Raw genomic sequence first — 26,167 nt, 5'->3', positions numbered from 1 at the left:
AATAATCCACCTATTTTTATTCCTTTTTTACTCCATATTATTAATCGAACTCAGGTTATTAGAATAGTGTTTTTTTACCCTTCCGACTTTATCAGCCTCTGGCTGACAAAGCCACCTTCCCTTGAAAAAAGGGAAGGAACTTTGGTAGTATCCGGTTAGTCCTGCAAGGCTGAACCACTCACTTTCCACTTTCCACTTTCCACTTTCCACTCTTCACTCTTCACTCTTCACTCTTCACTCTTCACTATTTACTCTGAAACAAATTTCTCGCTTTATTGAAAGGATTTCCGACTAATCAATCTAATTTTACAGCAAAATATATTACGTGAACTATCTTTCAGTTGAAAACATATCAAAATCATACGGCGAACGCGGACTTTTTGAAGGAATTTCCTTCGGAATAAATGAAGGTCAAAAAGTAGGTTTTGTCGCCAAAAACGGAACGGGAAAAACTTCCCTCCTCAACATTCTTGCAGGATTCGATGCGCCCGATGATGGCCAGGTCGTTTATCGCAAAGACATTACAACGGCATTTCTTCCGCAGGAGCCGGACCTTGATCCGCATCTCACTGTAGAGCAAACGATATTTTCTTCAGAAAATGAAACCCTAAGGATTATTGACCGCTATGAAAAGGCTTTAAAAAATCCTGAAGATGCCGATGCCTATCAAAAGGCTTTTGAAGAAATGGATGCTGCCCAGGCATGGGATTTTGAAACCCAGTACAAGCAGATCCTCTCCAAGCTTAAACTTGAAGATCTTTCCAAGGAAGTAAAGCATCTTTCCGGCGGACAAAAAAAACGTCTCGCGCTGGCAAATATGCTCCTGCATAAACCTGATTTTATTATCATGGATGAGCCCACCAACCACCTCGATTTAGATATGATCGAGTGGCTGGAAGCATATTTCAAAAAGGAAAATTTCACCATTTTTATGGTTACCCACGACCGTTATTTTCTTGAAAGAGTTTGTAACGAAATTGTGGAACTGGAAGATGGGCAACTTTATACTTACAAGGGGAATTACTCCTATTACCTGGACAAAAAAGAATCCAGGGTAGAACAGGAACAGACGAATACCGATAAAGCCAAGCAGCTTTTTAAGAAGGAACTGGACTGGATGCGCCGGCAACCCAAAGCACGTACTACCAAGTCCAAGTCACGGATTGATGATTTTCATGAGATCAAAGAAAAAGCGAGCAAGCGCAGGAACGATCATACTGTTCAGCTGGAGATCAACATGGAAAGAATGGGAAGTAAAATTGTGGAGATCCATAAACTTTCTAAAGAACTCGGCGGAAAGCAACTTTTTAAAAATCTGGATTACAACTTTCAGCGAGGCGAGCGACTGGGAATAATCGGAAAGAATGGAACAGGGAAATCTACATTCCTGAATATCCTTACCGGCCAGATGGAACCAGATTCCGGAAAAGTAGTGATTGGCGACACCATCAAGTTCGGATATTACACTCAGCGTGGTATAAAAATCAAACCGGGGCAAAAAGTTATCGATGTAATTCGTGAGTTTGGGGATTTTATTCCGCTGAAGAAAGGAAAACAGATTTCAGCTCAGCAACTTTTGGAACGTTTTTTATTCGACCGTAAGAAGCAGTACGATTTTGTGGAAAAACTCAGCGGAGGCGAAAAGAAGCGGCTTTATCTATGTACTGTGCTTATTCAGAATCCCAACTTCCTCATCCTGGATGAACCTACCAACGACCTTGATATCGTGACTCTAAACGTGCTGGAAAGTTTTCTTCTGGATTTCCCCGGCTGCGTAATTGTCGTTTCTCACGACAGGTATTTTATGGATAAAATTGTGGATCACCTCTTTGTCTTTAAAGGCGATGCTGAAGTCGAAGATTTCCCCGGAAACTATACCGACTACAGGAGCTATGAGGAAAGCGCTGCCCAGGATACTGAATCTTCTACAGAAAAAGCTGAAGCCAAACAGGACAAAAGCGACTGGAAGAAGAATTCTACAGGATCTAAACTAACTTACAACGAGCAGAAGGAATACGGCAGACTGGAGAAAGAAATTGCCAAACTGGAAAAAAAGAAAGAAGAAATTCAGAAGGAATTCCTGAAGGATCTAAGCGGCGAAGAAGTCGACAAAACCTCTCTGAAGTTAAAAGATGTTGAAAAAAAAATAGAAGAAAAAACCCAAAGATGGTTTGAGTTGATGGAGAAGGGGGGAATGTGAATTTAGTGGAGAGTGGAGAGTGGAGAGTGAAGAGTAAGTTTAGTGTTTGGTGTTTGGTGTTTGGTGTTTGGTGTTTGGTGTTTGGTGTTTGGTGTTTAAAAAGTAAAAAATATTATAATGGCCAAAATCGAAAAATTTGAAGACATTGAAGCATGGCAATTAGCCAAAATTATCTGCCAGAAAGTAGAAATTTTATTTAATGAAACTTCATTAGGAAAAAACTATTCACTTCGAAACCAAATGGAACGTAGTTCCGGTTCCATTATGGACAATATTGCTGAAGGTTACGGCCGCGGGGGAAATCAGGAATTCCACAATTTTTTAAGTTATTCAAAAGGATCTACCGCTGAATTAAAATCCCAATTATATCGCGCACGGGACAAAAACCTTATTAGTGACGAACAATATGAAGAACTAGAAGCAGATTGCACCAAAGCTGAAAATAAGATAGGTGCGTTTATGTTTTATCTGCGGAAGTCTGAATATAAGGGCTTAAAATATAAAAAACCAGATCAGGATTAGATTCAGGAATAAAGAAACCATGAACAATAAACGCTAAACTACAAACTGGTAAGAGTGATACTCGTTTCCTACATAAAATTCCTCCTGAAAAGCCAAAACCAACACGGGCTCCACTCCCCTTTTGTATATGAACTGGTGACAAAATGCTTTTACGACAGAAAAAAATATCCGGCGTATGATCTTCTGAAATCCTTCCGAAGAAGTTTACTGAAAAATGACAATTATATTAAAGTAACCGACTTTGGTGCCGGAAGCAGGGTATTTAAGTCCGATAAACGAAAAATTTCGGCAGTGGCAAAGAATGCGGGGATTTCAGGAAAGCGTGCAAAGTTACTCTACCGACTGGTGAACTATCTTGAATGTAAAAATGTGCTGGAATTGGGAACTTCGCTGGGTATAGCAACTTCAGCAATGGCTGCAAACAAAGATGTTAAGGTGCTGACTTTAGAAGGCTGCCCGAAAACGGCAAATATCGCCCAACAGCAATTTGAAAACTTCGGATTAGATAATATTGTGCTGAAAATTGGCAAATTTGAGGATGCGCTGGAGGAAGTGGAGAGTGAAGAGTGGAGCGTGGAAAGTGAAGAAAGAAAAGATGCTAGAGACAAGAAACAAGAGACAAGAGAGTGGAGAGTGGCAAATGGAGAAACAAACTATAAACTACGAACTACAAACTACGAACAAAAAACCAAAAACCACGAACTAAAAACTACGAACTATAAACTACAAAAATACGACTTGGTTTTCTTCGATGGAAATCATCAGAAACAGCCGACTTTAGATTATTTCCATAGGCTGTTACCTACTGCTGAAAACAATTCGGTTTTTGTTTTTGACGACATCCACTGGTCGCCGCAAATGGAAGAAGCCTGGGAAGAAATCAAAAACCATCCTGACGTCACGGTTTCTATCGACACTTTCTATTGGGGCCTTATTTTCTTCAGAAAAGAACAGGCAAAGCAACATTTTGTTATTAGACTTTAGGCTGTAGGCTGTAGGCTAAATAAGTCAAAAAGTTTCTTTTTACGTTAAAAGCACGGAGAGGATTCTCCCGCTCCACCTTCTGCCTCGAATTTCACTCTTTACCTCTTTTCCTCCTTCACTCTTCACCATAAAGATTGTACAATTGTAACAAATGTCGTTAACTTGCGTCTTATCCTGTGAAAATAGCTTTACAAATGAGCAGAGTCATTGAAATTACCAATATCACCAGGGATTTCCCGCTGGGTCAGGAAACTGTAAAAGTTCTTAAGGGAATAGACCTCAACATAGAGCGCGGAGAATATGTCGCTTTTATGGGACCTTCAGGATCAGGTAAATCCACTCTCATGAATTTGCTGGGATGTCTTGATACTCCAACTTCGGGATCTTATATCCTGAACGGAAAAGATGTGAGCAAGATGACCGATGATGAACTTGCTGAAGTGCGGAACAAAGAAATTGGGTTTGTTTTTCAGACCTTTAACCTATTACCGCGTACTACTGCTCTGGATAATGTTGCACTTCCTATGGTTTACGCCGGTTACTCAAAATCTGACAGAATTGTGAGAGCCAAAGAAGTCCTTACCAACGTAGGCCTCGGGGATCGCATGGATCACAAGCCGAATCAGCTTTCCGGCGGACAAAGACAGCGTGTTGCCGTTGGCCGCGCCCTGGTTAATAAACCCTCCATAATCCTTGCCGATGAACCTACAGGTAACCTGGATTCCAAAACTTCAGTAGAAATTATGCACCTTTTTGATGAAATTCATGCTGCAGGCAATACGGTAATCCTGGTAACTCACGAAGAAGATATTGCAGAACATGCACATCGTATTATTCGTCTTAAAGATGGCATGGTGGAGAGCGATGAGCGAAAGGAAGTGATGAGCAGGTAATCTAAAGTCTCAGTTTCCAACTAATCTTTATTTTCCCTGAAAAATTTTAGAATCTTCTCCGGATCCTGTCTGTTATCCCAAAGACCTGTGATTATTATTTTGGAAGTGTAGATTTTGTAGAGAATATTATAATGGCCTAAAGAAAGAGCCCTTGTATTTTCAAAATTTGTCTTGACACCTATTTCCGGATTTTTCTTCAATATTTGAATTCGGTCCTTAACCAAAGTATTTAATTTCCTGGAATAATTCAGGCTTTGATTGCGTCTATTCCAATAGTCAAAAATTTGATTCCTCTGCTTTACTGCAGATGGAGTCCAGGAAATACTTAACTCATCCATTCAGAGTCCAATTTCTCCAGATCATCTTCAGAAATAACTTTTCCTTCTTCAATATCTTTTTCACTCATTAGTAACAACTCAATCTGTTCAGAATTTAAATGAAGTTTTTCATCGGATTGGGCAGAATCAAAAATTTTATCAATTGCAAAAAGTAATTCCTCATCACGAGAAATTAAGATTTTATCTATTAATCGATTTCTTATGTTATCTAAAGTTTTCATCCGCTACCTTTCTTGTAAAATTCGTGAATGTTCTCCTTTCCACCAAATATACTAATCAATTTAGATGATGACTTTATTATTCTTGGTCTCCTTGAGAACTTTTATTCCTTGGATCAACAACCTTGTTAAATTTTAACTTCGCCCGTCTATTTTTAAATCTCAACTTTCTTATCTTCGTAAAAAGAATCCAAGATGCTTGATTTTGATCAGGAAACCTGGCTTTACCTCGCTATTATTGCTGCTATCTTTATCTACTTCCGCACAAATTCCAGACGTGCAAAGATCGATCGGAAAAACAGGAAGAACAGAAATTTCAGAAGAAGGTATTTAGAGCGCAGAAAGCAGGAAAAATCTGAAGAAACTTTTCAGGAGAAAAATAAACCATGAAAATATACACCAGAACCGGAGACCAGGGAACTACTGCTTTATTTGGCGGCACCCGCGTCCCGAAACATCATATAAGAATCGAAAGCTACGGAACGGTAGACGAACTTAATTCCCATATCGGACTTCTACGGGACCAGGATATTGAAGATGAGCTTAAGCAAAACCTGATTAGAATTCAGGACCGCCTTTTTACGATTGGCTCAATTCTGGCCACAGATCCTGAAAAAGCAGTGCTTAAAAACGGAAAGCAGAGATTGTCCATTCCTAAGATTTCTGCTGAAGATATAGAATTTCTTGAAAAAGAAATGGATAAAATGAATGAAGACCTTCCAGAAATGACACATTTCGTGCTTCCGGGAGGCCACCAAAGCGTGTCATTCTGTCACATAGCACGCTGTGTCTGCCGCAGGGCAGAACGTTTAGCAACAGCACTTTATGAAATCGAAGCTTTTGACGAGTCGGTTCTAAAATACCTTAACAGGCTCTCTGATTATCTCTTTGTGCTGGCACGAAAATTGACAAAATACTTCAAGTCGGAAGAGATAAAATGGATTCCGGAAAAATCCTAAAGATTTCCCTCTACTGAAAGCTTCTTTTTAGTAAACTGCTTCGGGGCAAGCCCACGAAGCATTAATAAATAATTTTAAATTTCGAGGCAAGCCTCGGATGCATTAAAATCTCGATTATCGAGTAAAAAGTAAGTTTTTAGAATAAGTTCTTAACGGTATTGAATAATTATAAGATTTTTTTCTTGGCTATTTCGGCAAAAAATTTATTTTTGCAAAAATTATAAACCAGATTCGATCATGTATTGGACTTTAGAACTAGCATCTTACTTAAGTGATGCGCCATGGCCTGCCACAAAAGATGAGTTAATTGACTACGCAATTAGAACGGGAGCGCCCTTAGAAGTTGTTGAAAATCTACAGGCCATCGAGGATGAAGGAGATTCCTACGATTCTATTGAAGAGATTTGGCCGGATTATCCCACAGACGATGATTATCTCTGGAATGAGGATGAATATTGACACAAACCATTAGAAATAAAGCAAAAAAGTCTCCAAAGTGAGGCTTTTTTTTTGTTTACATTTGAAACATATTAAAACAAAAAACTTATGAGTTTTTTAGATTCTGTATTAAAAGTATTTGTTGGCGACAAATCAAAAAAAGACGTCAAAGAGATACAACCCATAGTTGAACAAATAAAGGCATATGAGTCTGAATATCAAGCATTGGGCCTTGATGAACTAAGAGCAAAAACTGCTATTTTTAAAGCAAAAATTGCAGATGCCCTAAAGGAAGTAAACGAAAAAATTATAGCCCTTGAGAAAGAAGCCGATGAATCTGAAGATATCACCCGCAAGGAAGATATCTACGTGGAAATTGATGCTTTAAAAGATAAATCTTACGAAATTTCAGAAGGTGTTCTTAATGAAATACTTCCCGAAGCTTTCGCTACAGTTAAGGAAACTGCCAAACGTTTTGTAAATAATACTCAGTTAAGGGTACAAGCTTCTTCTTTTGATCGCGAAATTTCCGCTGAAAAAGATTACGTAAACCTCGACGGCGATTATGCCGTGTGGAATAATTCCTGGGATGCCGCCGGTAAACCGGTGACCTGGGATATGGTTCATTATGATGTTCAGCTTATTGGTGGTGTCGCGATGCACCAGGGAAAAATTGCAGAGATGCATACCGGGGAAGGTAAAACACTTGTTGCCACCCTCCCAATGTACCTCAACGCTTTAACCGGAAAAGGGGTTCACCTGGTAACCGTTAACGATTATCTTGCAAAACGGGATAGCGCCTGGATGGCTCCTATTTTCGAATTTCATGGTCTTAGTGTAGATTGTGTGGATTACCACCGCCCAAATTCTGCAGCAAGGAGAAAAGCCTATAATGCCGATATTACCTACGGAACCAATAACGAATTCGGTTTTGATTATCTAAGGGATAATATGTCCCATGCACCAAACGATCTTGTACAGCGTCCTCATAATTACGCAATTGTGGATGAGGTGGATTCCGTTTTAATTGATGATGCCCGTACACCTCTTATTATTTCGGGACCTATTCCAAAAGGTGATGTTCATGAATTTGATCAATTAAAACCTGCGGTTGCCAATATTGTTGAAGTACAACGTAAGCACCTGGTGAAAATCCTTGCTGAAGCGAAAAAACTTATCGCTGCAGGGGACACTAAGGAAGGCGGAAAACAATTACTTCGTGTTTACCGCGGATTGCCGAAGAATAAGGCACTTATTAAATATTTAAGTGAAGAAGGAATCAAGCAGTTATTGCAGAAGACTGAGAATCAGTACATGCAGGATAACAACCGCGAGATGCCTAAAGTTGATGAGGAGCTATATTTTACCATTGAAGAAAAAAGCAACCAGATTGATCTTACCGATAAAGGAATTGAATTCCTTTCCGGTGAGAACGACCCCGATTTCTTTGTAATGCCTGAAATTGGTATGGAAATCGCCAAAATTGAAAAAGAAGGACTTTCCAAAGAGGAAGAAGCAGAAAAGAAAGAAGAACTTTTCCGTGAATATAGCGTAAAAAGCGAACGTATCCACACGATGCGCCAGTTGCTTAAATCGTACACTTTATTCGAAAAAGACACCGAATATGTGGTTATCGACAATAAAGTTAAGATTGTGGATGAGCAAACCGGTCGTATCATGGAAGGTCGTCGATACAGCGACGGATTGCATCAGGCCATCGAAGCTAAGGAAAATGTAAAAATTGAAGATGCCACACAGACTTTTGCGACCGTAACACTTCAGAATTATTTTAGAATGTACCGCAAACTTTCGGGTATGACGGGTACTGCAGTGACCGAAGCAGGGGAATTCTGGGAGATTTATAAACTTGATGTTGTTGAAATCCCAACAAACCGTCCTATTGCCAGAAATGATAAAGAAGATTTGGTTTACAAAACCAAACGTGAGAAATATAATGCGGTGATCGATCATGTTACCGATCTTTCAAAACAAGGAAGACCGGTGCTTATTGGTACAACTTCCGTAGAAATTTCAGAATTACTGAGTAGGATGCTTAAACTTCGAAGTGTTCCGCATAACGTGCTGAACGCGAAAATGCACAAAAAAGAAGCAGATATTGTTGCTGAAGCCGGTAAGTCCGGAATTGTGACCATCGCCACGAACATGGCAGGTCGTGGTACCGATATTAAGCTTAGCAAAGAAGTTAAAGATGCCGGCGGTCTTGCTATAGTAGGTACAGAACGACACGATTCCAGACGTGTGGACAGGCAGTTAAGAGGTCGTAGTGGACGACAGGGTGATCCCGGAAGTTCCCAGTTCTATGTTTCCCTGGAAGACAACCTGATGCGTTTATTCGGTTCTGACAGGATTGCAAAATTAATGGATAAAATGGGTCTTGAAGAAGGTGAAGTTATCCAGCATTCCATGATTTCGAAGTCTATTGAACGGGCTCAGAAAAAAGTGGAAGAAAACAACTTTGGGATTCGTAAACGTCTCCTCGAGTATGATGATGTAATGAACGCCCAGAGGGAAGTGATATACAAACGTAGGTACCATGCTCTTTTCGGAGATCGCTTAAGAGTGGATATCGCCAATATGATATTTGACACTTCAGAAGCTATTGCCGAAACGAACAAAGCGGCGATGGACTATAAGAATTTCGAATTTGAACTTATCCGTTATTTTTCTATGAGTTCTCCTGTTTCTGAAGAGGATTTTGAAAAAATGCCGGTTCAGAAAATAGCCGGGGAAGTTTATAAAGCTGCATATAAGCATTACGAGGAAAAAATGGAACATAGTGCTTCCAGGGCATTCCCGGTAATTAAACAGGTTTTTGAAGATGAAAGGAACAACTTCGAAAGGATTTCGGTGCCTTTCACAGATGGCAGCAAAACATTACAGGTAGTCACTAACCTGAAGAAAGCCTATGATACTGAAGGTAAGCAGCTGGTAAAAGATTTCGAAAAGAATATTACCCTGGCGATAATTGACGATTCCTGGAAGACGCATCTAAGAAAAATGGATGAGCTGAAACAAAGCGTTCAGCTGGCGGTTCACGAACAAAAAGATCCGTTATTGATCTACAAGTTTGAAGCTTTTGAACTTTTTAAAGCAATGTTGGACCAGGTAAACAGAGATGTGATTGGCTTCCTCTTTAAAGGAGAAATTCCGGAAGGAAATGTTTCCAATATTCAGGAAGCGAGACAGACCAGGAAACGTGAAAAAGTTGAAACTTCTAAAGAAGAAATTCAGAATATCGACGAAAGGGCTGCTCAGAACCGAGCTGCAGGACAACGCCAGCAACCAAAACCTCAGGTGACAGAAACTGTGGTTAGGGACAAACCAAAAATTGGCCGTAACGACAAAATCACGGTAAAAAATGTAATGACTGGTGAAAATAAAACTTTGAAATATAAACAAGCTATCCCGTTACTGGATAAAGGAGACTGGGTGCTTGTAGAAAATAAGTAGGCTGTAGGCTGTGAACATTAAAAAATCCCGAAAAACTGAAATGGTTTTTCGGGATTTTTTGTTTTGTAGTCTGTAGTTCGTAGTTCGGAGGTCGTTCCTAAATATACACCCCTCCTTTTTAAGGGGTAACCGAACATTGATGTAGCAAACGGACCGATAATTGTCATTTTCGAGGCATTGCTTGATCTAAAACTATAAAGCTCCTCTCCTTTTTAAGGGGTAACCGAAAATCGAAGTAGCAAACGGACCGATAATTGCCATTTTGAAGCAACGCTTAAGTTAAAAGAAAAAAGCTCCCCTCCTTTTCAAGGGGTAGCCGAAGATCGATGTAGCAAACGGGCAGATAATTGCCATTTTTGAAGCCTCACTTAATTGAAAAAATTCCTGCCTTTTTCAAGGAGGAGTGGCCGAAGGTCAACCGACTAAAAGGCTAATATTTGCCATTTTTGAGACATCACCTAAATTGAAACAAACAACAAAGCTCCCCTCCTTTTTAAGGAGGGGTGGCCGAAGGCCGGGGTGGTCAGTGCGGAGTAAACCTATATTTTAAGTAACAAATTAGGATCGGGACAATTCCTGAGGTAAAGATCAATTTCATTTTTGGACGCAACTCCGGGAAAATCTCCGACAAATCCCATTAGATCCTCCATAACCTGAAAGTGAAGGTGCGGCGCATAATCTCCGTTTTCTATAGGATCGCCCAGTTCTGCAATTTCCTGAAATTGGTCTATTTGCTGCCCTGTCTTTAATTCTGAAAGCGATTCCCGATTTAAATGTCCATACAACGTATAAAATTTCCTATTTTTCACTTCGTGCTCCAGAACAATAGTAGGGCCGTAATCTCCAAAATTATCATTATCCCTAAAGCTGTGGACTTTTCCTTCCAGCGGTGCAAGTACGGCAGTGCCTTTTTCAGTCCAGATATCCAACCCAATATGTATGTTCCTGTTCAGGAATTCTTCAGTATTTTTATTGAACAAATTACTCCTCTTGTAAAGGTTTCGGACTTCATTGTAACCTCCAAAAGCTGCTTTTTTTCCTGCTCTTCGCAGGGAATTGTTTAGAAAAACCGAAAAAGCTTCAGAAGAGAGCATTTCCAGTTTCAGTATTTCAGGATTGGTTTCAGAAAGATCTATCGGCACGTAGTCTTCCTGTTCCAGGTTTGCAACTACGGGAGTAAATCCTGTGGTAAGTCCGGCAATAAATTCAGCAAAAGCTTCAGTCTTCATTCAGCATTTTTTCAGCAAAAAAGATCTTCAAAAAATGCCCAATTTCGTCCTTCTGAAATTTTGCACTTTTAGACGACCTTTTTCTATCGGCTAAAAATAAGTTTAGATTTTCACTTTACCAAAACATCGCTAAAACTTGCTTTAATACTTACAGTTCCTGAACCATTTCGACTTTTATTAAATCCGTTTAGAATTACATTATCATAAGTTTCCGTGGACTTTAGTTGCATCGACTTTGGGTAATCAAGATCACTCTGCGTCCCGTCATAATTAAAACTGAAAGCGGTATCGGGCAAAGAAAGTTTCAGGTCACTGTTCTCCAGCGTAATCCTAAGGTTTTGAAATCCGGGAGCCAGGTTAAGGATGTTCAAATCTCCGAAAGAGCCGGAAAGAATACCGGTTTCTGTAATCTCCCTGATAAGCACATCGCTGGAATTGGAGCTTAATTTTATACTTGTAGCGCGGTCTATCACACAATCCTGCACATAATCTGTATTTAATACGCCATAATCCCACTGCCTGATTTTTACCGGGGAATAAGAAACTTTCACATCAGTCTGCTTCCCGGTAAGCGTATTTACCGATAATGATCCATGAGATACACTGGCTTTAAGGTTTGAAGTTGCCCCCGGAAGTTTTACTTCTCCGTGGCGCACATCGAGGTTTAGTTTAGCATTCCTGGGAATAGTTATTCTAATCCTTTTCTTTGCTTTAGCTCCATCACCAGACAAAACGATTATTTTACTGTCTTCACCTTCAAAACGGGCTTCCATTTCTTTACCAAACTGCTCACCCCATTTCTCCATGTCTTTCCCAAATTGTTCTCCCCAGACTTCCATATCTTTTCCAAACTTCTCTCCCCAATCTTCCATTTTTGCTTCAAAATCCTTCTCCCACTTCTCAGAATTTTTTTCGATTTTAGCAGCCCAGGCTTCCATATCTTTTTCGAAATCTTCACCAAAATTTTCTTCTACCTGCGCTTCCCATTTCTTCATATACTCATCTGGATTTTTCTCGTAAGCTTCAAAATCGAAATTCATATTGCCCATTTTCGAGGTGAAATTCTCCGGAAGGGGATTTGCTGCAATGTTCTGAATCATCGGCATCAGGTTTTCCATAAGCGGACCCAGCATTTCCTGCAAACCACCCATAGATTCATTTAAATCTGACATATTCATACTAACATCTGGCATCACGTTCCAGGAAACACCCCCACCTGATATTATTCTCACATCGTTAGAAGATCCTGAAACATCCAGCTTCCAGCTTTTCATCAATTGGTCTATTTCTTTTTTATCTGAAGTTTCAGCATCCAGGTAAGCCTCCACGAGAACTTCATTTTTGTCCCATTTCTCCACAAGAATGTTAGTATGTTTAGCATCTACATTCACATTCACGTTAGCATTTGTATTAAAACTTTGCACGTGTTTCTTAGTTTGTGCTGAAACTCCCGCGCTTATAAACAACAGCAGCAGTACAATATAATTAAGCTTGTAGGTCTTCATAATTGTCGTTTTTTGATTCTTTAATTTCTTTGATCTTATTCTTTAATTTAAACAGCAATTCCAGTCTTAGCTGAAGGTTTGCCACCATTGCCTCTACGGTCTGCTCGTTAGGGCCACTTTCCTTAAGATCGGCATTCAGGCGCTTATACTCCTTATCCAGCTCTGCAAGTTTGGCCATAAAAGCATCTATAAGTGCCTTATTATCTTCTGTAATATTAAGATTTGCCAATTCCAGATTAAGGCTGGCCATATAATAATTCTCAATTTCCCGGTATTGTGGAGAAACATCGCTTAGCTGAAATTGTTTCGCCGGTTCCTGAGCATCTTCCTGCAGGTTCTCTTCTACCGGAATCTCCACTACGCGGTTCTCTTCCATGGTTATACCCGGTCTAAAAAAGAACATTGCCACTCCAAAAGCTACCACCAATACAGCAGCTATTTTTAGATACGGAAAACTATTTCTCTTCTTTTGCTCTGGCAATGCCGCATCCAGCTTCGCCTCGAAACGTTTTTGATGGCCGCTTTTCAGTTTCTGTGATTTGCGGCTTTCATCCTCATCATTCCGGAACATGTCTCTAATATCCTGTGCCATTTTTCTTTAATTTTAATTCTTCCTGTAATTTTTTCTTTCCTCGGTGAACCAGCGTCCGTGATGAAACCTGACTAATTTCCAGTATTTCGGAAATTTCCTCATGATCGTAACCTTCAATAAGGAACAGCATTAGTGGATACTTGTACTTTTCGGGCAATCGCTCAATTTCCGCTTTTACCTCTTCAACTCCTATCCCGTCCTGTACCTGCCAGTTGTCGTCCTCTTCTACTGTGGTCATTGTTCGTTCATTTATGGCGACCAATTCCATCTTTTTTGCTTTAAGCTTGTCCAGGCATTTATTGATCACAATCCGCTTTAACCAGGCCCCAAACGTAACTTCTCCGTTAAATTGATGAAGTTTTGAAAAAGCCTTTATAAAAGCTTCCTGCATCGCATCTTCAGCTTCAAAAGAATCCTGAATAAACCTTAAGGCTACGAAGTACATACCCTGGCTATACTTATTGTATAGCTTCAGTTGCGCCCGGCGGTCATTTTGCCTGCAAGCTTCTATTAATTCATTTTGTAACAAACTTTTATTGGTTTTGGTTGGTGTTCACTTTAAATACGATTTTATTTTTCACATGTTGCAAAATCATATATTTTTTTTCAAAAACGAACTTAAGCGCAGCAAATATCATTACTTTCACCTGGCTTCCGGAAGAAGTTTTTCTTTTGAATCACATATTTGCACATTTTTTGAACCTCTAGTACCAAAGGCATATATGAATCCTACTCTAAAGAAATCATTAAAAGTAATTGGCGCCATTACGGCCGTAATTCTGGCTATTGCATTCGTCCTGCGTTACGACACAAAGGCGCATAGCCCTCAGGACACCGTTCACTTTAAAAGCAAAGGAATAACACTCGAGGTTTTTTATAACAGACCTTATAAAAAAGACCGGGAGATTTTTGGTGGACTCGTTCCCTATGATGAAGTGTGGCGGACCGGAGCTAACGAAGCTACCACTTTTCAAACCGACAAAGATATTCTGGTGGATGGCTCCCTCTTAAAAGCAGGAAAATACACGTTATGGACTATTCCCGGTAAAGAAACCTGGAAGGTGATTTTTAATTCTCAGATGTATCCCTGGGGAATTGACCTCGAAAAAAAAGCCTATCGCGACCCTCAATATGATGTACTGGTTATAGAAACAGCTGTAAATAAAATCGAAAATAACGTGGAACAGTTTACCATTTTCTTTGAAGAAATAAATGATCTTATTTTTCTTTTTCTGAGCTGGGATGATACCAGCATTTCACTGCCAATTAAAGAAGCTGAAGGTGTAGAGGTCGCTGAATAATTTGATTGAATTGAATCAGGAAACAGGAGACAGGAATCATAAAAAAAAACTCTTTACTCCCGCAGATCACGCTGATTTTCGCATAAAAAATGGGTAATTTCAGATTGGCAATTATTGGATTTTTAAGATTTTTGTTTGGTCATAAATTTCCCGCACTCTTTGTCCCGAATGTCACATCGAGCGGAGTCGAGATGCTCCAAAGTCCGTATTATGAATTTACAACTTCTCTATTCCTATATCTTAAAATTTTCACGATAGTCATACTGAGCCTGACGAAGTGTGGATGAGTATTCAAAAAATAGTAATACACTCAAAATGGCAATTATCGGTATTAAAATTTTCCCTTCAGAAGAAAATTTTAGAAGTAGATCTTAGCCAAATTTTAGAGAAAAAGGTTTCGACTCCCAACCGAACACCTAAGAACAAACGAAACAAATTCAACATTTGTGTACTCGTGACAGGAAAAACTGTAAGTCGAAAATTGGCATTTTTGAGGCTTGCCTTTAGAAAGAAAAGGTTTGAACTCCGCTAAACCGGATCTCTGAAATACAAAAACCTGTAAAAACAGAAAGGAGCGCTATTTGACGCTCCTTTTGCTGAAATCTACTTCTAAAAGCTACTCGTCGAGTAAAAGATTTAGAGTAACATCAATATTATCCATAGTTGCTCTTGAATAAGGGCAAATTTCATGAGCCTCATTCACGAGCTCCTCACCTTTTTCAACATCCACCCCCGGAATATAACAATCGAGAATAACCGAAAGCTCCAAATCTTCTTCTTCAGTTTTTCCTAATTCCACTGTGGCGGTAACGCTATAATCTCCAAGTTCTATTTTGTGCTTTTTTGCCAAAACTTCCAAAGTACTTCCAAAACATGCCGAGTAACCCGCTGCAAATAATTGTTCAGGATTAGAATATTCACCACCTTCTCCCCCAAGTTCCTTCGGCATGGCTAATTCCATATCCAAAACCCCATCTTCACTAGTCGTTCGGCCATTTCTACCTCCTGTTGTAGTCACATTGGTCGTATATAATGTCTTCATCTTGATTCTGTTTTTATATTTATTTTTCAGCATCAATATACAAATAATATTGCCACTCAGAATGAATTCCTAACTTTGTAACAAACCAACTTCCGTGAGCAATAATCCAGAAAAATCAGCTTTAAACGAATCCGGAAGCAATCCCGGCTCTGGTAATATCAATCCAAATTCGGCTGAACGGATAAAGGCTTTCAGAAAAAATAAATCTTCGGAAAAAGAGCTGCTGAAGCAATTGCTCGGGGGAAATAAAACTGCCCTCGGAAGAAGCATTACTCTTGTAGAAAGTAACCAGCAAACACATCAGAAACAAGCGGAATTTCTCGTGGAAGGAGCACTCCCTTATGCCCATAAATCTATTCGCATTGGAATTACCGGAGTTCCGGGGGTGGGAAAAAGTACTTTTATTGAAAGTCTTGGAAGCTTTCTTATAAAAAAAGGAAAAAAAGTAGCTGTACTTGCCGTAGATCCTACCAGCAGTGTTTCCGGAGGCAGTATTCTTGGCGACAAAACCCGTATGGAAGAACTAGTGAAAGAGGAAAACGCTTTTATAAGACCTTCTCCCAGCGGAGATTCTCTTGGTGGCGTGGCCAGAAAAACCCGGGAAAGTATTGTTTTATGTGAAGCTGCAGGTTTTGATGTGCTTCTTATAGAAACCGTGGGCGTGGGCCAGAGCGAAACGACCGTCCATAGTATGACCGACTTTTTTTTACTACTGAAACTTGCCGGGGCCGGGGATGAACTGCAGGGAATAAAACGCGGAATCATAGAAATGGCAGATGCTATCGTGATCAACAAAGCTGACGGTGAAAATGAAAAGGCCGCACGGGAAGCGCGGCTGGAATTTAAGAGAGCTCTGCACCTTTATCCGCCAAAAGAAAGCACCTGGAAACCGAAAGTTCTTTTAAGCAGTGCTTTGTATAATACCGGGGTTAATGAAGTTTGGGAAATGATAAGTGAATATGAAAGTTTAGCCAAAGAGACCGGATACTTTACCCATAACCGACAGGAACAAAATAAATTTTGGCTGCTGCAAACAATCAATGAACACTTAAAGAGCCGCTTTTACAATCATTCCGAAATAAAAACTGCACTTAAAGAGCAACTTAAAGCCATTGAAGAAAATAAAACTACCCCTTTTGCCGCTGCAAAATATCTCTTAAGCCTGGGATAAATTGAGCTTCAGGAAAATGTACTGGAGAAATTTATAAAATAGATACCCCAAAACAGCACCGATCAGTAAACCAGTAATCACATCTGCCGGATAATGAACTCCAAGATAAATTCGACTATACGAAGATAAAAGCGGCCATATAAGAACCAAATAAATCCATTTAGGATAAATTTTCCGGAAAAGAAGAACTAAAAAAACGGCCACTCCCATAGAATTGGAAGCATGTGCAGAAAAATATCCAAAGCGGCCACATCTTACCGCCACAAAACGTGCCTGCTCCATTACCCCTTCCTGCCTGCAGGGCCTTAACCTTTCAAATCCATCTTTAAAGACATTAGCCAATTGGTCTGTAGCAGTAATTAACAGTGTAATTATAACCATACTTGCAAGAGTCCCCTTCCATCCAAAATTTCTGAAAATTAAATACAGAAATAATATGTAAAGCGGAATTCCTGTAAACTTATCGGTAATGGCGAACCAAAACCAATCCCAGGCCGGGTCTCCCAGATTGTTAAGAAACAAAAACAGCTCGTGATCCAGTTCGATTAATTCCTGCATATTAGTCTTCGTATCGGCTTACTTCGCGGTCATAGAATTTATTTGCCTGGTCAATTAAACCTTCAGCTTCAGTAGTGAGCTCTTCTTCATCACTGGCATCAAAATCTTCCAGCCACTCTACCTCATCATCTTCAAGATTTATAATGAAACGCGGAAATTCAGTATGAATTACAAAAATTGCGTCGGGATAATCTGTATTATCACCTAAAAGGAATTTAGGAAAGTCCATGTTCTTTTTATTTTTTCAGTTTATGGTTCTATATTACTTCACAAGTACTTTAAATCAATAGTTTGTAGCTCCTGAAAGGTTTCACACGTTTTTGGGTCATCAATCTCACACCTACAAGGTTTTTAAAACCTTGCAGGAAGTACAACGCCGACGATTAATTATTTCATTTAAAAAAACTCAGCTCCAAACTTTTTCCTGATGTTTTAGTTTCTTATTCAGAATTAGTTTTTTACTTAGAAAATCAAAGCGAATATACAACATTAAGGCCGAAGCCGTTAAGCCGGCAAGTAAGCCCAGCCATATTCCCATGCTTCCCAGCTGATCCTCTTTTCCGAAGTACCAGGAAACCGGAAAGCCTATAATCCAGTAGGATATAAAGCAGATAATTGTAGGAATGCGCACATCCTGAAGACCCCGCAAAGCACCTAAAATTACCACCTGCAGCCCGTCGCTTAGCTGAAACAAAGCAGCGACAATGAGTAATTGTGCCGCCAGTAAAACAACTTCAGTATTTTCAATATAAAATGCCGGCAGGATATCTTTAAGTGCAATAAAACCAATAGCAAAAACTGCTTCAATTAAAAATACGAGCAGGAAAGTAGAAAGTGCTATTCTCCGCAATTCCTTAAACTGACTCAATCCCTTCTGATTGCCTACTCTAATTGTTGCCGTCACTCCAAGACCTACCGCCACCATAAACGTCATGGAAGCGAGATTTAGGGCAATTTGATTGGCTGCCTGCGGATTTGTGCCTAAAGTACCGGCAAGGAAAACCGTCGCTGTAAAAATGGCAACTTCAAACAACATCTGCAAAGCTGTGGGAAATCCGAGTCCAAGCAGACGCCTGAAAATGGCAGTTTTCAGGAACTCCTTCTTAGTCCATTTAGAATATTCAGCGAACTTCTTCTTTTTCCGAAGAATTACCCAGATAAACCACAGCATAAAGAAGCGTGAAATGAGCGTTCCTATTGCGGCACCTTCCAGCTCCAGCCTTGGGAAAATCCAGATTCCGTAGATAAGAAAATAATTAAAAATAATGTTTACCACGTTGGCCAGTAAAGTAGCATACATGGCATATTTTGTTTGCGAAAGCCCATCGGCAAACTGTTTAAACGCCTGGAAAATCATTAAAGGCAGCATCGAAAAAGCCACAATTTCGAGGTAAGGAATTGCCAAATCCACTACTTCCGGCGGCTGATCCAGGTAGTATAAAATGGGCTTCGACAGGAGCAGTAACAAAAAAAGCAGAATTCCGTTAATGCCGCATAAGAGGATTCCGTGGTGGAAGTAATTCCGGCCTTTTTCGATATCTCCGGCACCATCTGCCTCTGCAATTAACGGAGTGATGGCAAAGGAGAAGCCTATACCTAGCGAAAGTGCAATAAATACGAGGCTATTACCCAAAGAAACTGCTGCCAACGGCGCGGGACCTAATTGCCCGATCATTAAATTATCCACCAGGCCTACCATCACATGCCCCAACTGACCCAACATCACAGGAAAGGCGATCTGCAGGTTTTTACTGAATTCTTTGGTGTAATCTGAAAGGTTCAATCCGAAAAATTTGTGTGCAAAGATAGCAGCTTTTTCAAGCTGAAAAATGTAGAAGCCGTTTATATTTCGGTTACCTTAAATCCTGAAGGAGCAGAAAAAGTTAAGCCTCAAAATTGGCAATTTTCGATCTGGAGTTTGAGTTACGGATAAACAATAAAAAGTGGAGAGTGGAAAGTGGAAAGTTTATTTTTTGCTTTCCTTTAAAAAGGTTTAGATCTTAAAATGGCAATTTTCGACCAATAAATTTTCCTCAGAAAAAGTGGAGAGTGGAAAGTGGAGAGTTCAGTTTCTGCTTTCCTCTTTCCTTTCGTCTTTAAAAAAGTTAAAACTCCGAAATGGTAATTATCGATCTAGAGTTTGAGTCACGATTAAATTGCAATAGAAAAAGTGAAGAGTTTAATTTTCTCTTTTTATTCTCTCTTCTAAAAGTCAAAGCTTCAAAATGGCAATTATCGGCTAATAAATTTTCCGCAGAAAAAGTGGAAAGTGGAAAGTGGAAAGTGGAGAGTTCAGTTTCTGCTTTCCTCTTTCCTTTCGTCTTTAAAAAAGTTAAGACTCCGAAATGGAAATTTTCGATCTGGAGTTTGAGTCACGAGTAAATTGCAATAGAAAAAGTGAAGAGTTTAATTTTCGTATTTTATTCTCTCTTCTAAAAATTAAAGCTCCAAAATCACAATTATCGGCTAATAAATTTTCCGCAGAAAAAGTGGAGAGTGGAAAGTGGAGAGTTAATTTTCGCTTTTCCCGCTCATTTAAAAAAGTTGAGGGTCAAATATGGCAATTTTCGACCAATAAATTTTCCGCAAAAAAAGTGGAAAGTGGAAAGTGGAGAGTTCATTTTTTGCTTTCCTCTCTTCTTTAAAAAAGATAAGGGTCGAAAATGCCTATTTTCGACCCTACGCTCAAGTTAAAGCTTATTAGATTTTACATTTTTTCTTCGACGTCTGTATTAATTCTTTTTATTCCGTAGTTATCGACAAGATAAACCAGGGAAGCCATTGTTGCCGCTCCAAGTTCAAGTTCCCTCTTATTAACATGCTCAAAGGTATCGTTGGCAGCATGATGATGATCAAAATAGCGTTGAGAATCGGGACGCAAACCCGCCAGAACAACATCACCCTGCTTTAATGGTCCAACATCTGCTCCACTTCCGCCTAATTCGAAATAATGGATAAGATATGGCTTAAAAAGCTCCTTCCAGCTCTGTATTTGTGCAAATTGTGCTTTATCTGCATCAAAAGAAAAACCTCTGGGTGTAAATCCGCCGGCGTCACTTTCTAATGCGAAAATGTGCTTTTCATTTTTGGATTTAGCTACTTCAGCATATTTGTTACCTCCACGAAGCCCATTTTCTTCATTCATAAAGAGCACCACTCGAAGGGTTCTTTTCGGCTTATACCCAATTTCCTTGAAAAGCCTAAGCACTTCCATAGATTGCACCACACCGGCACCATCATCATGAGCGCCATCTCCAATATCCCAGGAATCCAGGTGGCCTCCCACAACCATAATTTCTTCAGGATACTCACTTCCTGTAATTTCCCCAATCACATTGTAAGACTGCACATCTTCATGCTGCTCAGAATTCTGTTTGAAATAAAATTGCAGATCCTTATTCATTTTAAGGATTCCGCTTAAATAAGCCGCATCATTTGTACTGATTGCCGCGGCAGGAATCCTTTCTGAAACCGGGGTACTGCCATAAATCATTGATCCTGTATGCGGATAATCGTCCATTCTCAAATTCATCGAACGGACAATTACTCCTGCGGCTCCATACTTTCCAGCCTCTGCTGCTCCGGAATATCGCTGATCCACACAACCGCCATAGGCTTCAAAAGTGCTAATCAAATCCGGACGCATAGGACGATTAAAAAATACGATTTTGCCTTCAATTTGCTCCCTTCCGTAATGTTCAAGATCTTCTATTCCCTGTACTTCTATCACCTGCGCTTTTGTTCCACCGGCAGGAGTTGCCACCGAACCTCCAAGAGCTGTGATGTTAACAGTCCTGGTAGTACCGGGAGAAGTTTCTACATAAGCAAATTCTTTAGAACCACGGGTCCATTTTGGAACCATCACCGGTTGGAGCCAGACCTTGTTCAGGCCAAGGCTTTCCAGTTCTGCCTTTGTATACTCTACTGCCTGCTGCGCCTGATACGAACCGGATAATCTTCCACCAATTTTATTGGAAAGATGATCCAGCCAGTCGTAGCTTTTGCCCTGCATTAAAGACATGTCATAAATCTTCCGGAGCATAAGGGAATCTGACTGCTCCTGAGAATTTTGAGCGGTAACCGTGTTTATGATAAGTAAACCTAATACAGTAAAAAATATCTTCTTCATCTAATTTCAATTTCTAATTTGGTTGGTGACGAAAATAACAAATTATTCTTTTTCCAGCTGCTTCCTGTAATCTTCTAAATTTTTCAGGATTTCTGGGGCAAGACTCGGCTCCTGTACATCTTTGTACTTCTGAAGTTCGTCCAGCATAATCTTAGCAACCAAATAACGTGCCGTTGGTTTACTATCTGCAGGAATCACAAACCAGGGTGCTTTCTCGTTTGAAGTTTTATTTATAGCCTCTTCATAACAATTCCGGTAATTATTCCACAATTTCCTCTCTTCAAGGTCGCCAGGAGAAAACTTCCAGTTCTTATCCGGTTTTCGCAGTCTTCGTAAAAGTCTTTGCCGTTGTTCCTCTTTTGAAATATTCAGAAAAAATTTAAAGATAATTGTTCCGTTTTGGGATATATGTTTTTCAAAATTACGAATTGCTTCATAACGTTCTTCCCAAAAATCCCGGTTGATATCATAAACAGAATTTACTCCCGGCAGCCGCTCCTTTAAAATATATTCGGGGTGTACTTTTGTGACCAGTACATTTTCATAATGTGTACGGTTAAAAACACCAAATTTCCCTCTTTCGGGTAGTGCGCAATAATGTCGCCATAGAAAATCATGTTTTAACTCTTTGGAAGTTGGGGTTTTAAAACTATGTACCACCACTCCCCTACTGTTAAAGCCTTTAAAGACTTCCCGAATTAGACTATCCTTGCCCGAAGTATCCATTCCCTGAAGACACACCAGCACTGAATATTTGTTGTGGGCATAAAGTTTATCCTGCCAGTCTGCCAGTTTTTTCCTTGTTTGCTTAAGCTCTTTTTTAACCTCCTTCTCACTGGCTTCCATATCTAATGATGTTGGAAGGGATTCCAATTTAATTGGTTCTGATATCTTTAAGTCTTGCAGGTCTACTTCTTTCATAACTCGAATTTTGGATTACCTAAATATACAATCTTTGAAAGACTAATTTTTTTTTATCTTCGCTGCTAAACTATAGCAGCTTGAACAAGGAAGAAAAAGAAGAGATCATTGAGAAGGTTAGTACTCTTTTAAAAGAGATCCCTTCCTCTATGGATATTGTTAAAAAGGGCCCCGGTAGGGATATACGTTTTAGATATCTTGCCACTCACATGGTGGAAAAAGCAATAAAAAAAGATGCTTTGGTAATTTCTGAAAACCGAAAAGGCATTGCTATTTTATTCAAAACAAGCAAGAAAGAAGATTCCTTCTGGAAAGATCTCCTTTCAGAAATAAAGCTTGTATGGCATGTTACAGGAATTACAAATGCTTTTCAAATTGTAAAAAACCAAAATTACATCAAGAAGCAACGGCCACAGGAGGGCGAATATTTGTATTGTTGGTTTTGGGGAATTCTTTCTGATTCACGAGGCGCAGATACGCAGGTAGGAAAATCTATGAAAGATGAATTTTACCGCCGTGCACGGGAATATAAAATTCCGTTATACGCAGAAACGCGACACAGAAAGAATTCTTTGGTCTACCAGAGATTTGGCTTTGAACTTTTTCACACCTGGGATCATCCCAGTGGCGACACAATGTATTTCTTAAAGTACGTACCTGATAATGTTATAGAAACGGCATAGCCGAAGAATTTTCGGGCTACTTCATTTCTTCAGTTAAAATTTACTGGCAAACAGTTTTACATCTTCTGCGGTTACTTTTTCACCGCCAAGGATAATTAGTCGTTCCACAACATTTCTAAGCTCCCGCACATTTCCACGCCAGTCATATTCTTTAAGGATTTTCAATGCTTCGTCTGTAAATTCTTTTTTATTACTTCCGTGGTCACTGGCAATTTTTGCGGTAAAGTGATCCACCAGTAAAGGAATATCTTCTTTACGCTCATTAAGAGATGGCACCTGAATTAAGATTACCGCGAGCCGGTGGTACAAATCTTCCCTAAAATTGTTCTTCTCTATTTCTTCTTTCAGATCCTTATTAGTAGCAGCTACCACACGCACATCTACTTTTATGTCTTTGTCACTACCTACGCGGGAAATCCTGTTTTCCTGAAGCGCTCTCAAAACCTTAGCCTGGGCAGATAGACTCATATCTCCAATTTCATCCAGGAAAATAGTACCGCCATTGGCAGCTTCAAATTTTCCGGCGCGATCTTTATTTGCTGAAGTAAAAGCCCCCTTTACATGCCCAAAGAGTTCACTTTCTATTAATTCTGAAGGAATTGCAGCACAGTTCACTTCTACCATAGGGCTCTTTGATCGATCACTTTTTTGATGCAGCCAATGCGCAACCAGTTCCTTTCCAGTACCATTTGGTCCGGTAATTAAAACACGGGCATCTGTATGTGCCACTTTTTCTATAAGTTCTTTTATACGAACAATAGATTCAGATTCCCCAATCATTTCGTAATTTTTACTGACCTTCTTTTTTAGACGGGAATTCTCGACTACCAGTTCCTTTCTGTCCAGTGCATTTCGTACCGTATTAAGAAGCCGGTTTAGATCTGGTGGCTTAGAAATATAGTCAAAAGCTCCCATTCTCATGGTATTTACTGCTGTATCCAGATCTCCGTGGCCGGAAATCATCACAAAAGGGACTTCAGGTTTTATTTTTTTCGTGGCTTCCAATACTTCAACACCATCCATTTTCGGCATTTTAATATCACAGAGAACAAGGTCGTAATCTTCATCTTTAATTTTCTCCATTCCCTCTAATCCATCCACAGCCTCTTCTACCGAATAAGTTTTATTTTCTTCAGAAAGTATTTTTACAAGAACCCTTCTTATTGCTGCTTCGTCTTCTATTAATAATATTTTAGCCATTACAGTATACTGAATTTTAGTCCACCCCGTGAATAAAAGGTATTGGTGTCATTGATCGTAAGGACATCATCCTTATTTTCATCACGAAAGCGTATGTCGTTAATTAATGTGTATCCGGCATAAACATAAAATGATAAATGCTCGGTGAAATTGTATTCGTAACCTAAACCACTAAGCAGAATAGTCATAGAAATATTTTCTGCAATAGCGTTTTGGCTGCTAGTAGTTGGTGCTACATCAAAATTATCCTGCACGTTTGCAAAGAAGCCGTCCAGAGTGACAAATGCCTGCAGCGTACTTTTTTTACTTACGGCATAACGCAAATTACTTTTTGGAACACCTACAGAAAATGACCAGTCGGGACTAAATTCCCTGAAATAATTAATCACCGGCAGCGGAAAAGGGAAACCTCTTGTAGTAGAGTAATTAACACCTAAAATTAACCGCCAGGGTTTATCCACCTCTTCTTTGTCCTTAACTTTGATAAAATAAATGGCGCCATCATAAATTAAGTCATCATTAATGATGTCACCACGCGAGAAATTTGAAGCTATTTTAATTCCTGTTTGGGCTCCAAACCTCCAGTCGTTTTTCATCTTAAAGGTATAAGCCAGGGATGCCGTAAAAGATTGAAACCTATCTAGATTTGAAGTTTCAAAAAATTCAGGATCTTCATACTTAAAATTCACATTCCTGTACTCTATGCCCGGCACCAGATAAGAACCTTCTTTTTTTAGTTCTATGGGGTAATTAAAAAAGGTTCTAAACCTTCTAAAAGAGTTATCCGATTGTCGTTGTGGGAAATAAGTATATTCCACTCTAGCCAAGTCTGTTACCTGTGCGTCTGTTTGTTCGAAAAATAAAAAACCAAATATTAAAAAAAGTGACTTAACTGCTTTCTTCATTATCTGCAGGTTTATTTTGTGAATAAAACATATGTACATCCCGCTGCGGAAACGGAATAGTAATGTTATTTATCCTAAATTTCTTATCTATATTGAACCTTAACTCACTTTTAACTTTAGGATCTACAAAACTATCAGTAATATAAAAATGCAGACCGAACATTAAAGCAGAATCACCAAAGTCCTCGAAAAGCACGAAAGGCTCCGGTTTTTTTAAAATGCCCTTTTGCTCCTTTGCACATTCCAGGAGAACCTGCCTTACTTTTTCTGTATCGCTGCCATAAGCCACCCCTACTTTTACTGCTTCCCTGGTCGTTTTATGATTTTGCGTATAATTGTAAAGAGTATCACTAATAAATTTATGGTTGGGAATTATCATTACTTTATCATCCCTTGTTAAAGCACGGGTAGTCCTGAGCTTTATTTGAAAGACGCGGCCAACTCTTCCGTCCATCTCTATGACATCTCCAACCAACAGGGATTTATCTATAATTATAAATATACCTCCTATTATATCCTGGAATAATTCCTGAAGGGCAAGACCAAGACCAACAAACAATACGGCAGAAGCAGTAAGGAGGAGGGTTATGTCGATTCCCGCAGTACTTAAAGTAATCAGGATTACCGTAAGGTAAACAAAGTACTTAATAAATTTGAAGACGCTCACAAACTTCATTTGGTCCTCCACGATCAACTTGCTGCTAATAAAAGATCGCAGTAACCGCAGTACAATACTGGTGACAATAAAAACAAAGATTACAAGCAGGACGAGGCCTATAGTAATTTCTATAAGAGAACCGTCTTTTACCTCGTAGGAAATAAGTACATAGTTCCATATATCCTTAATAGCCCCCCAGATATCCTGCTCAATTATTTCTGATATTTGCTCCCTTGTCCCTTCCTGCATT

The 26,167-nt window shown here is 39.5% G+C and carries 27 protein-coding genes; 12 read left to right on the top strand and 15 right to left on the bottom strand.

The genetic code is table 11. The features are described from left to right. The first annotated feature begins 325 nt into the window (after positions 1-325). The 4 genes from RM545_RS09025 (at position 326) to RM545_RS09010 (ending at position 4,599) form a co-directional block, all read left to right on the top strand. Positions 326-2,200 (top strand): ABC-F family ATP-binding cassette domain-containing protein, encoded by a 1,875-nt coding sequence (locus RM545_RS09025; RefSeq protein WP_311494995.1) that lies wholly within the window; start codon positions 326-328, stop codon positions 2,198-2,200. 117 nt (positions 2,201-2,317) lie between these two features. Then, the gene (locus RM545_RS09020; RefSeq protein ID WP_311494994.1) at positions 2,318-2,722 is read left to right on the top strand and encodes a four helix bundle protein; all 405 of its coding nucleotides are present in this window, start codon (positions 2,318-2,320) and stop codon (positions 2,720-2,722) included. Between the two features lie 54 nt (positions 2,723-2,776). Beyond that, complete coding sequence (locus tag RM545_RS09015; protein ID WP_432264581.1) at positions 2,777-3,706, top strand: O-methyltransferase; 930 nt, start codon at positions 2,777-2,779, stop codon at positions 3,704-3,706. A gap of 194 nt (positions 3,707-3,900) precedes the next feature. Beyond that, positions 3,901-4,599 (top strand): ABC transporter ATP-binding protein, encoded by a 699-nt coding sequence (locus RM545_RS09010; RefSeq protein ID WP_311494993.1) that lies wholly within the window; start codon positions 3,901-3,903, stop codon positions 4,597-4,599. 20 nt (positions 4,600-4,619) lie between these two features. Here RM545_RS09010 and RM545_RS09005 read toward each other — a convergent pair whose 3' ends face one another. Together RM545_RS09005 and RM545_RS09000 are read right to left on the bottom strand one after the other, a co-directional pair. Beyond that, positions 4,620-4,937 carry a type II toxin-antitoxin system RelE/ParE family toxin gene (locus RM545_RS09005; protein ID WP_311494992.1) on the bottom strand — a complete coding sequence of 106 codons (318 nt, stop codon included), beginning with the start codon at positions 4,935-4,937 and terminating at the stop codon, positions 4,620-4,622. Continuing rightward, positions 4,925-5,158, bottom strand: a complete 234-nt coding sequence (locus RM545_RS09000; RefSeq protein ID WP_311494991.1) for a hypothetical protein — start codon at positions 5,156-5,158, stop codon at positions 4,925-4,927. The genes RM545_RS09005 and RM545_RS09000 overlap by 13 nt, the downstream gene beginning before the upstream one ends. A gap of 192 nt (positions 5,159-5,350) precedes the next feature. On the opposite strand from RM545_RS09000, the gene RM545_RS08995 reads away from it, so the two are divergent. The 4 genes from RM545_RS08995 to secA all read left to right on the top strand — a co-directional run bounded on the left by RM545_RS08995 (position 5,351) and on the right by secA (position 10,023). Further along, a complete protein-coding gene (locus RM545_RS08995) occupies positions 5,351-5,545 on the top strand; it encodes a hypothetical protein (RefSeq protein ID WP_311494990.1) in 195 nt (64 codons plus the stop codon). Further along, a complete protein-coding gene (locus RM545_RS08990; protein ID WP_311494989.1) occupies positions 5,542-6,114 on the top strand; it encodes a cob(I)yrinic acid a,c-diamide adenosyltransferase in 573 nt (190 codons plus the stop codon). The genes RM545_RS08995 and RM545_RS08990 overlap by 4 nt, the downstream gene beginning before the upstream one ends. A gap of 237 nt (positions 6,115-6,351) precedes the next feature. Beyond that, the gene (locus RM545_RS08985) at positions 6,352-6,573 is read left to right on the top strand and encodes a DUF2795 domain-containing protein (protein ID WP_013070580.1); all 222 of its coding nucleotides are present in this window, start codon (positions 6,352-6,354) and stop codon (positions 6,571-6,573) included. 87 nt (positions 6,574-6,660) lie between these two features. Further along, positions 6,661-10,023, top strand: coding sequence for a preprotein translocase subunit SecA (gene secA, locus RM545_RS08980; protein ID WP_311494988.1), 3,363 nt, complete (start codon positions 6,661-6,663; stop codon positions 10,021-10,023). Positions 10,024-10,562: 539 nt separating this feature from the next. Here secA and RM545_RS08975 read toward each other — a convergent pair. The 4 genes from RM545_RS08975 to RM545_RS08960 all read right to left on the bottom strand — a co-directional run bounded on the left by RM545_RS08975 (position 10,563) and on the right by RM545_RS08960 (position 13,878). Then, positions 10,563-11,252, bottom strand: coding sequence for a peptidoglycan DD-metalloendopeptidase family protein (locus tag RM545_RS08975; protein WP_311494987.1), 690 nt, complete (start codon positions 11,250-11,252; stop codon positions 10,563-10,565). 110 nt (positions 11,253-11,362) lie between these two features. Then, complete coding sequence (locus tag RM545_RS08970) at positions 11,363-12,757, bottom strand: DUF4097 family beta strand repeat-containing protein (RefSeq protein WP_311494986.1); 1,395 nt, start codon at positions 12,755-12,757, stop codon at positions 11,363-11,365. Beyond that, on the bottom strand, positions 12,738-13,349 hold the full coding sequence (locus RM545_RS08965; RefSeq protein WP_311494985.1) for a hypothetical protein: 612 nt from the start codon (positions 13,347-13,349) through the stop codon (positions 12,738-12,740). The genes RM545_RS08970 and RM545_RS08965 overlap by 20 nt, the downstream gene beginning before the upstream one ends. Continuing rightward, positions 13,333-13,878 (bottom strand): RNA polymerase sigma factor, encoded by a 546-nt coding sequence (locus RM545_RS08960; RefSeq protein ID WP_311494984.1) that lies wholly within the window; start codon positions 13,876-13,878, stop codon positions 13,333-13,335. The genes RM545_RS08965 and RM545_RS08960 overlap by 17 nt, the downstream gene beginning before the upstream one ends. Positions 13,879-14,071: 193 nt before the next feature. On the opposite strand from RM545_RS08960, the gene RM545_RS08955 reads away from it, so the two are divergent. Beyond that, positions 14,072-14,650, top strand: coding sequence for a DUF2911 domain-containing protein (locus RM545_RS08955; protein ID WP_311494983.1), 579 nt, complete (start codon positions 14,072-14,074; stop codon positions 14,648-14,650). Between the two features lie 616 nt (positions 14,651-15,266). On the opposite strand, the gene RM545_RS08950 is transcribed toward RM545_RS08955, so the two are convergent. Then, entirely contained in the window at positions 15,267-15,692 is a 426-nt protein-coding gene (locus tag RM545_RS08950; protein WP_311494982.1) for an organic hydroperoxide resistance protein, read from the bottom strand. Between the two features lie 94 nt (positions 15,693-15,786). Here RM545_RS08950 and meaB point away from each other — a divergent pair, with 94 nt between their 5' ends. Further along, a complete protein-coding gene (gene meaB / locus RM545_RS08945; protein WP_311494981.1) occupies positions 15,787-16,863 on the top strand; it encodes a methylmalonyl Co-A mutase-associated GTPase MeaB in 1,077 nt (358 codons plus the stop codon). On the opposite strand, the gene RM545_RS08940 is transcribed toward meaB, so the two are convergent. The 3 genes from RM545_RS08940 to RM545_RS08930 form a co-directional block, all read right to left on the bottom strand. Next, the gene (locus tag RM545_RS08940; protein WP_311494980.1) at positions 16,849-17,421 is read right to left on the bottom strand and encodes a phosphatase PAP2 family protein; all 573 of its coding nucleotides are present in this window, start codon (positions 17,419-17,421) and stop codon (positions 16,849-16,851) included. The two genes, meaB and RM545_RS08940, sit on opposite strands and share 15 nt — an antisense overlap. Position 17,422: 1 nt before the next feature. Further along, a complete protein-coding gene (locus RM545_RS08935; protein WP_311494979.1) occupies positions 17,423-17,650 on the bottom strand; it encodes a DUF8828 family protein in 228 nt (75 codons plus the stop codon). A 177-nt stretch (positions 17,651-17,827) separates the two neighbouring features. Next, positions 17,828-19,204 carry an MATE family efflux transporter gene (locus tag RM545_RS08930; protein ID WP_311494978.1) on the bottom strand — a complete coding sequence of 459 codons (1,377 nt, stop codon included), beginning with the start codon at positions 19,202-19,204 and terminating at the stop codon, positions 17,828-17,830. A 562-nt stretch (positions 19,205-19,766) separates the two neighbouring features. On the opposite strand from RM545_RS08930, the gene RM545_RS08925 reads away from it, so the two are divergent. After that, positions 19,767-20,066, top strand: coding sequence for a hypothetical protein (locus tag RM545_RS08925; protein WP_311494977.1), 300 nt, complete (start codon positions 19,767-19,769; stop codon positions 20,064-20,066). 62 nt (positions 20,067-20,128) lie between these two features. Here RM545_RS08925 and RM545_RS08920 read toward each other — a convergent pair whose 3' ends face one another. Both RM545_RS08920 and RM545_RS08915 read right to left on the bottom strand, forming a co-directional pair. After that, the gene (locus RM545_RS08920) at positions 20,129-21,550 is read right to left on the bottom strand and encodes a M20/M25/M40 family metallo-hydrolase (RefSeq protein WP_311494976.1); all 1,422 of its coding nucleotides are present in this window, start codon (positions 21,548-21,550) and stop codon (positions 20,129-20,131) included. Between the two features lie 42 nt (positions 21,551-21,592). Then, positions 21,593-22,471: a PPK2 family polyphosphate kinase gene (locus tag RM545_RS08915; RefSeq protein WP_311494975.1), complete on the bottom strand. Its 879-nt coding sequence runs from the start codon at positions 22,469-22,471 to the stop codon at positions 21,593-21,595. 80 nt (positions 22,472-22,551) lie between these two features. Here RM545_RS08915 and RM545_RS08910 point away from each other — a divergent pair, with 80 nt between their 5' ends. Then, positions 22,552-23,154 carry a hypothetical protein gene (locus tag RM545_RS08910; protein WP_311494974.1) on the top strand — a complete coding sequence of 201 codons (603 nt, stop codon included), beginning with the start codon at positions 22,552-22,554 and terminating at the stop codon, positions 23,152-23,154. 33 nt (positions 23,155-23,187) lie between these two features. Here RM545_RS08910 and RM545_RS08905 read toward each other — a convergent pair whose 3' ends face one another. From RM545_RS08905 to RM545_RS08895, 3 genes are read right to left on the bottom strand one after another with little or no spacing between them, the layout of a single operon-like run. Further along, positions 23,188-24,354, bottom strand: coding sequence for a sigma-54-dependent transcriptional regulator (locus RM545_RS08905; protein WP_311494973.1), 1,167 nt, complete (start codon positions 24,352-24,354; stop codon positions 23,188-23,190). Then, positions 24,354-25,259: a DUF6268 family outer membrane beta-barrel protein gene (locus tag RM545_RS08900; RefSeq protein ID WP_311494972.1), complete on the bottom strand. Its 906-nt coding sequence runs from the start codon at positions 25,257-25,259 to the stop codon at positions 24,354-24,356. Before RM545_RS08900 ends, RM545_RS08905 begins: the two co-directional genes overlap by 1 nt. Then, complete coding sequence (locus RM545_RS08895) at positions 25,243-26,166, bottom strand: mechanosensitive ion channel family protein (RefSeq protein ID WP_311494971.1); 924 nt, start codon at positions 26,164-26,166, stop codon at positions 25,243-25,245. The genes RM545_RS08900 and RM545_RS08895 overlap by 17 nt, the downstream gene beginning before the upstream one ends. Position 26,167: the final 1 nt, after the last annotated feature.

The organism is Autumnicola lenta (genome assembly GCF_031846515.1).
GTDB classification, from domain to species: Bacteria; Bacteroidota; Bacteroidia; order Flavobacteriales; family Flavobacteriaceae; genus Autumnicola; species Autumnicola lenta.
The sequence above is the reverse complement of the archived record's forward strand: the minus strand, read 5'-3'. Positions and strand labels throughout refer to the sequence as shown.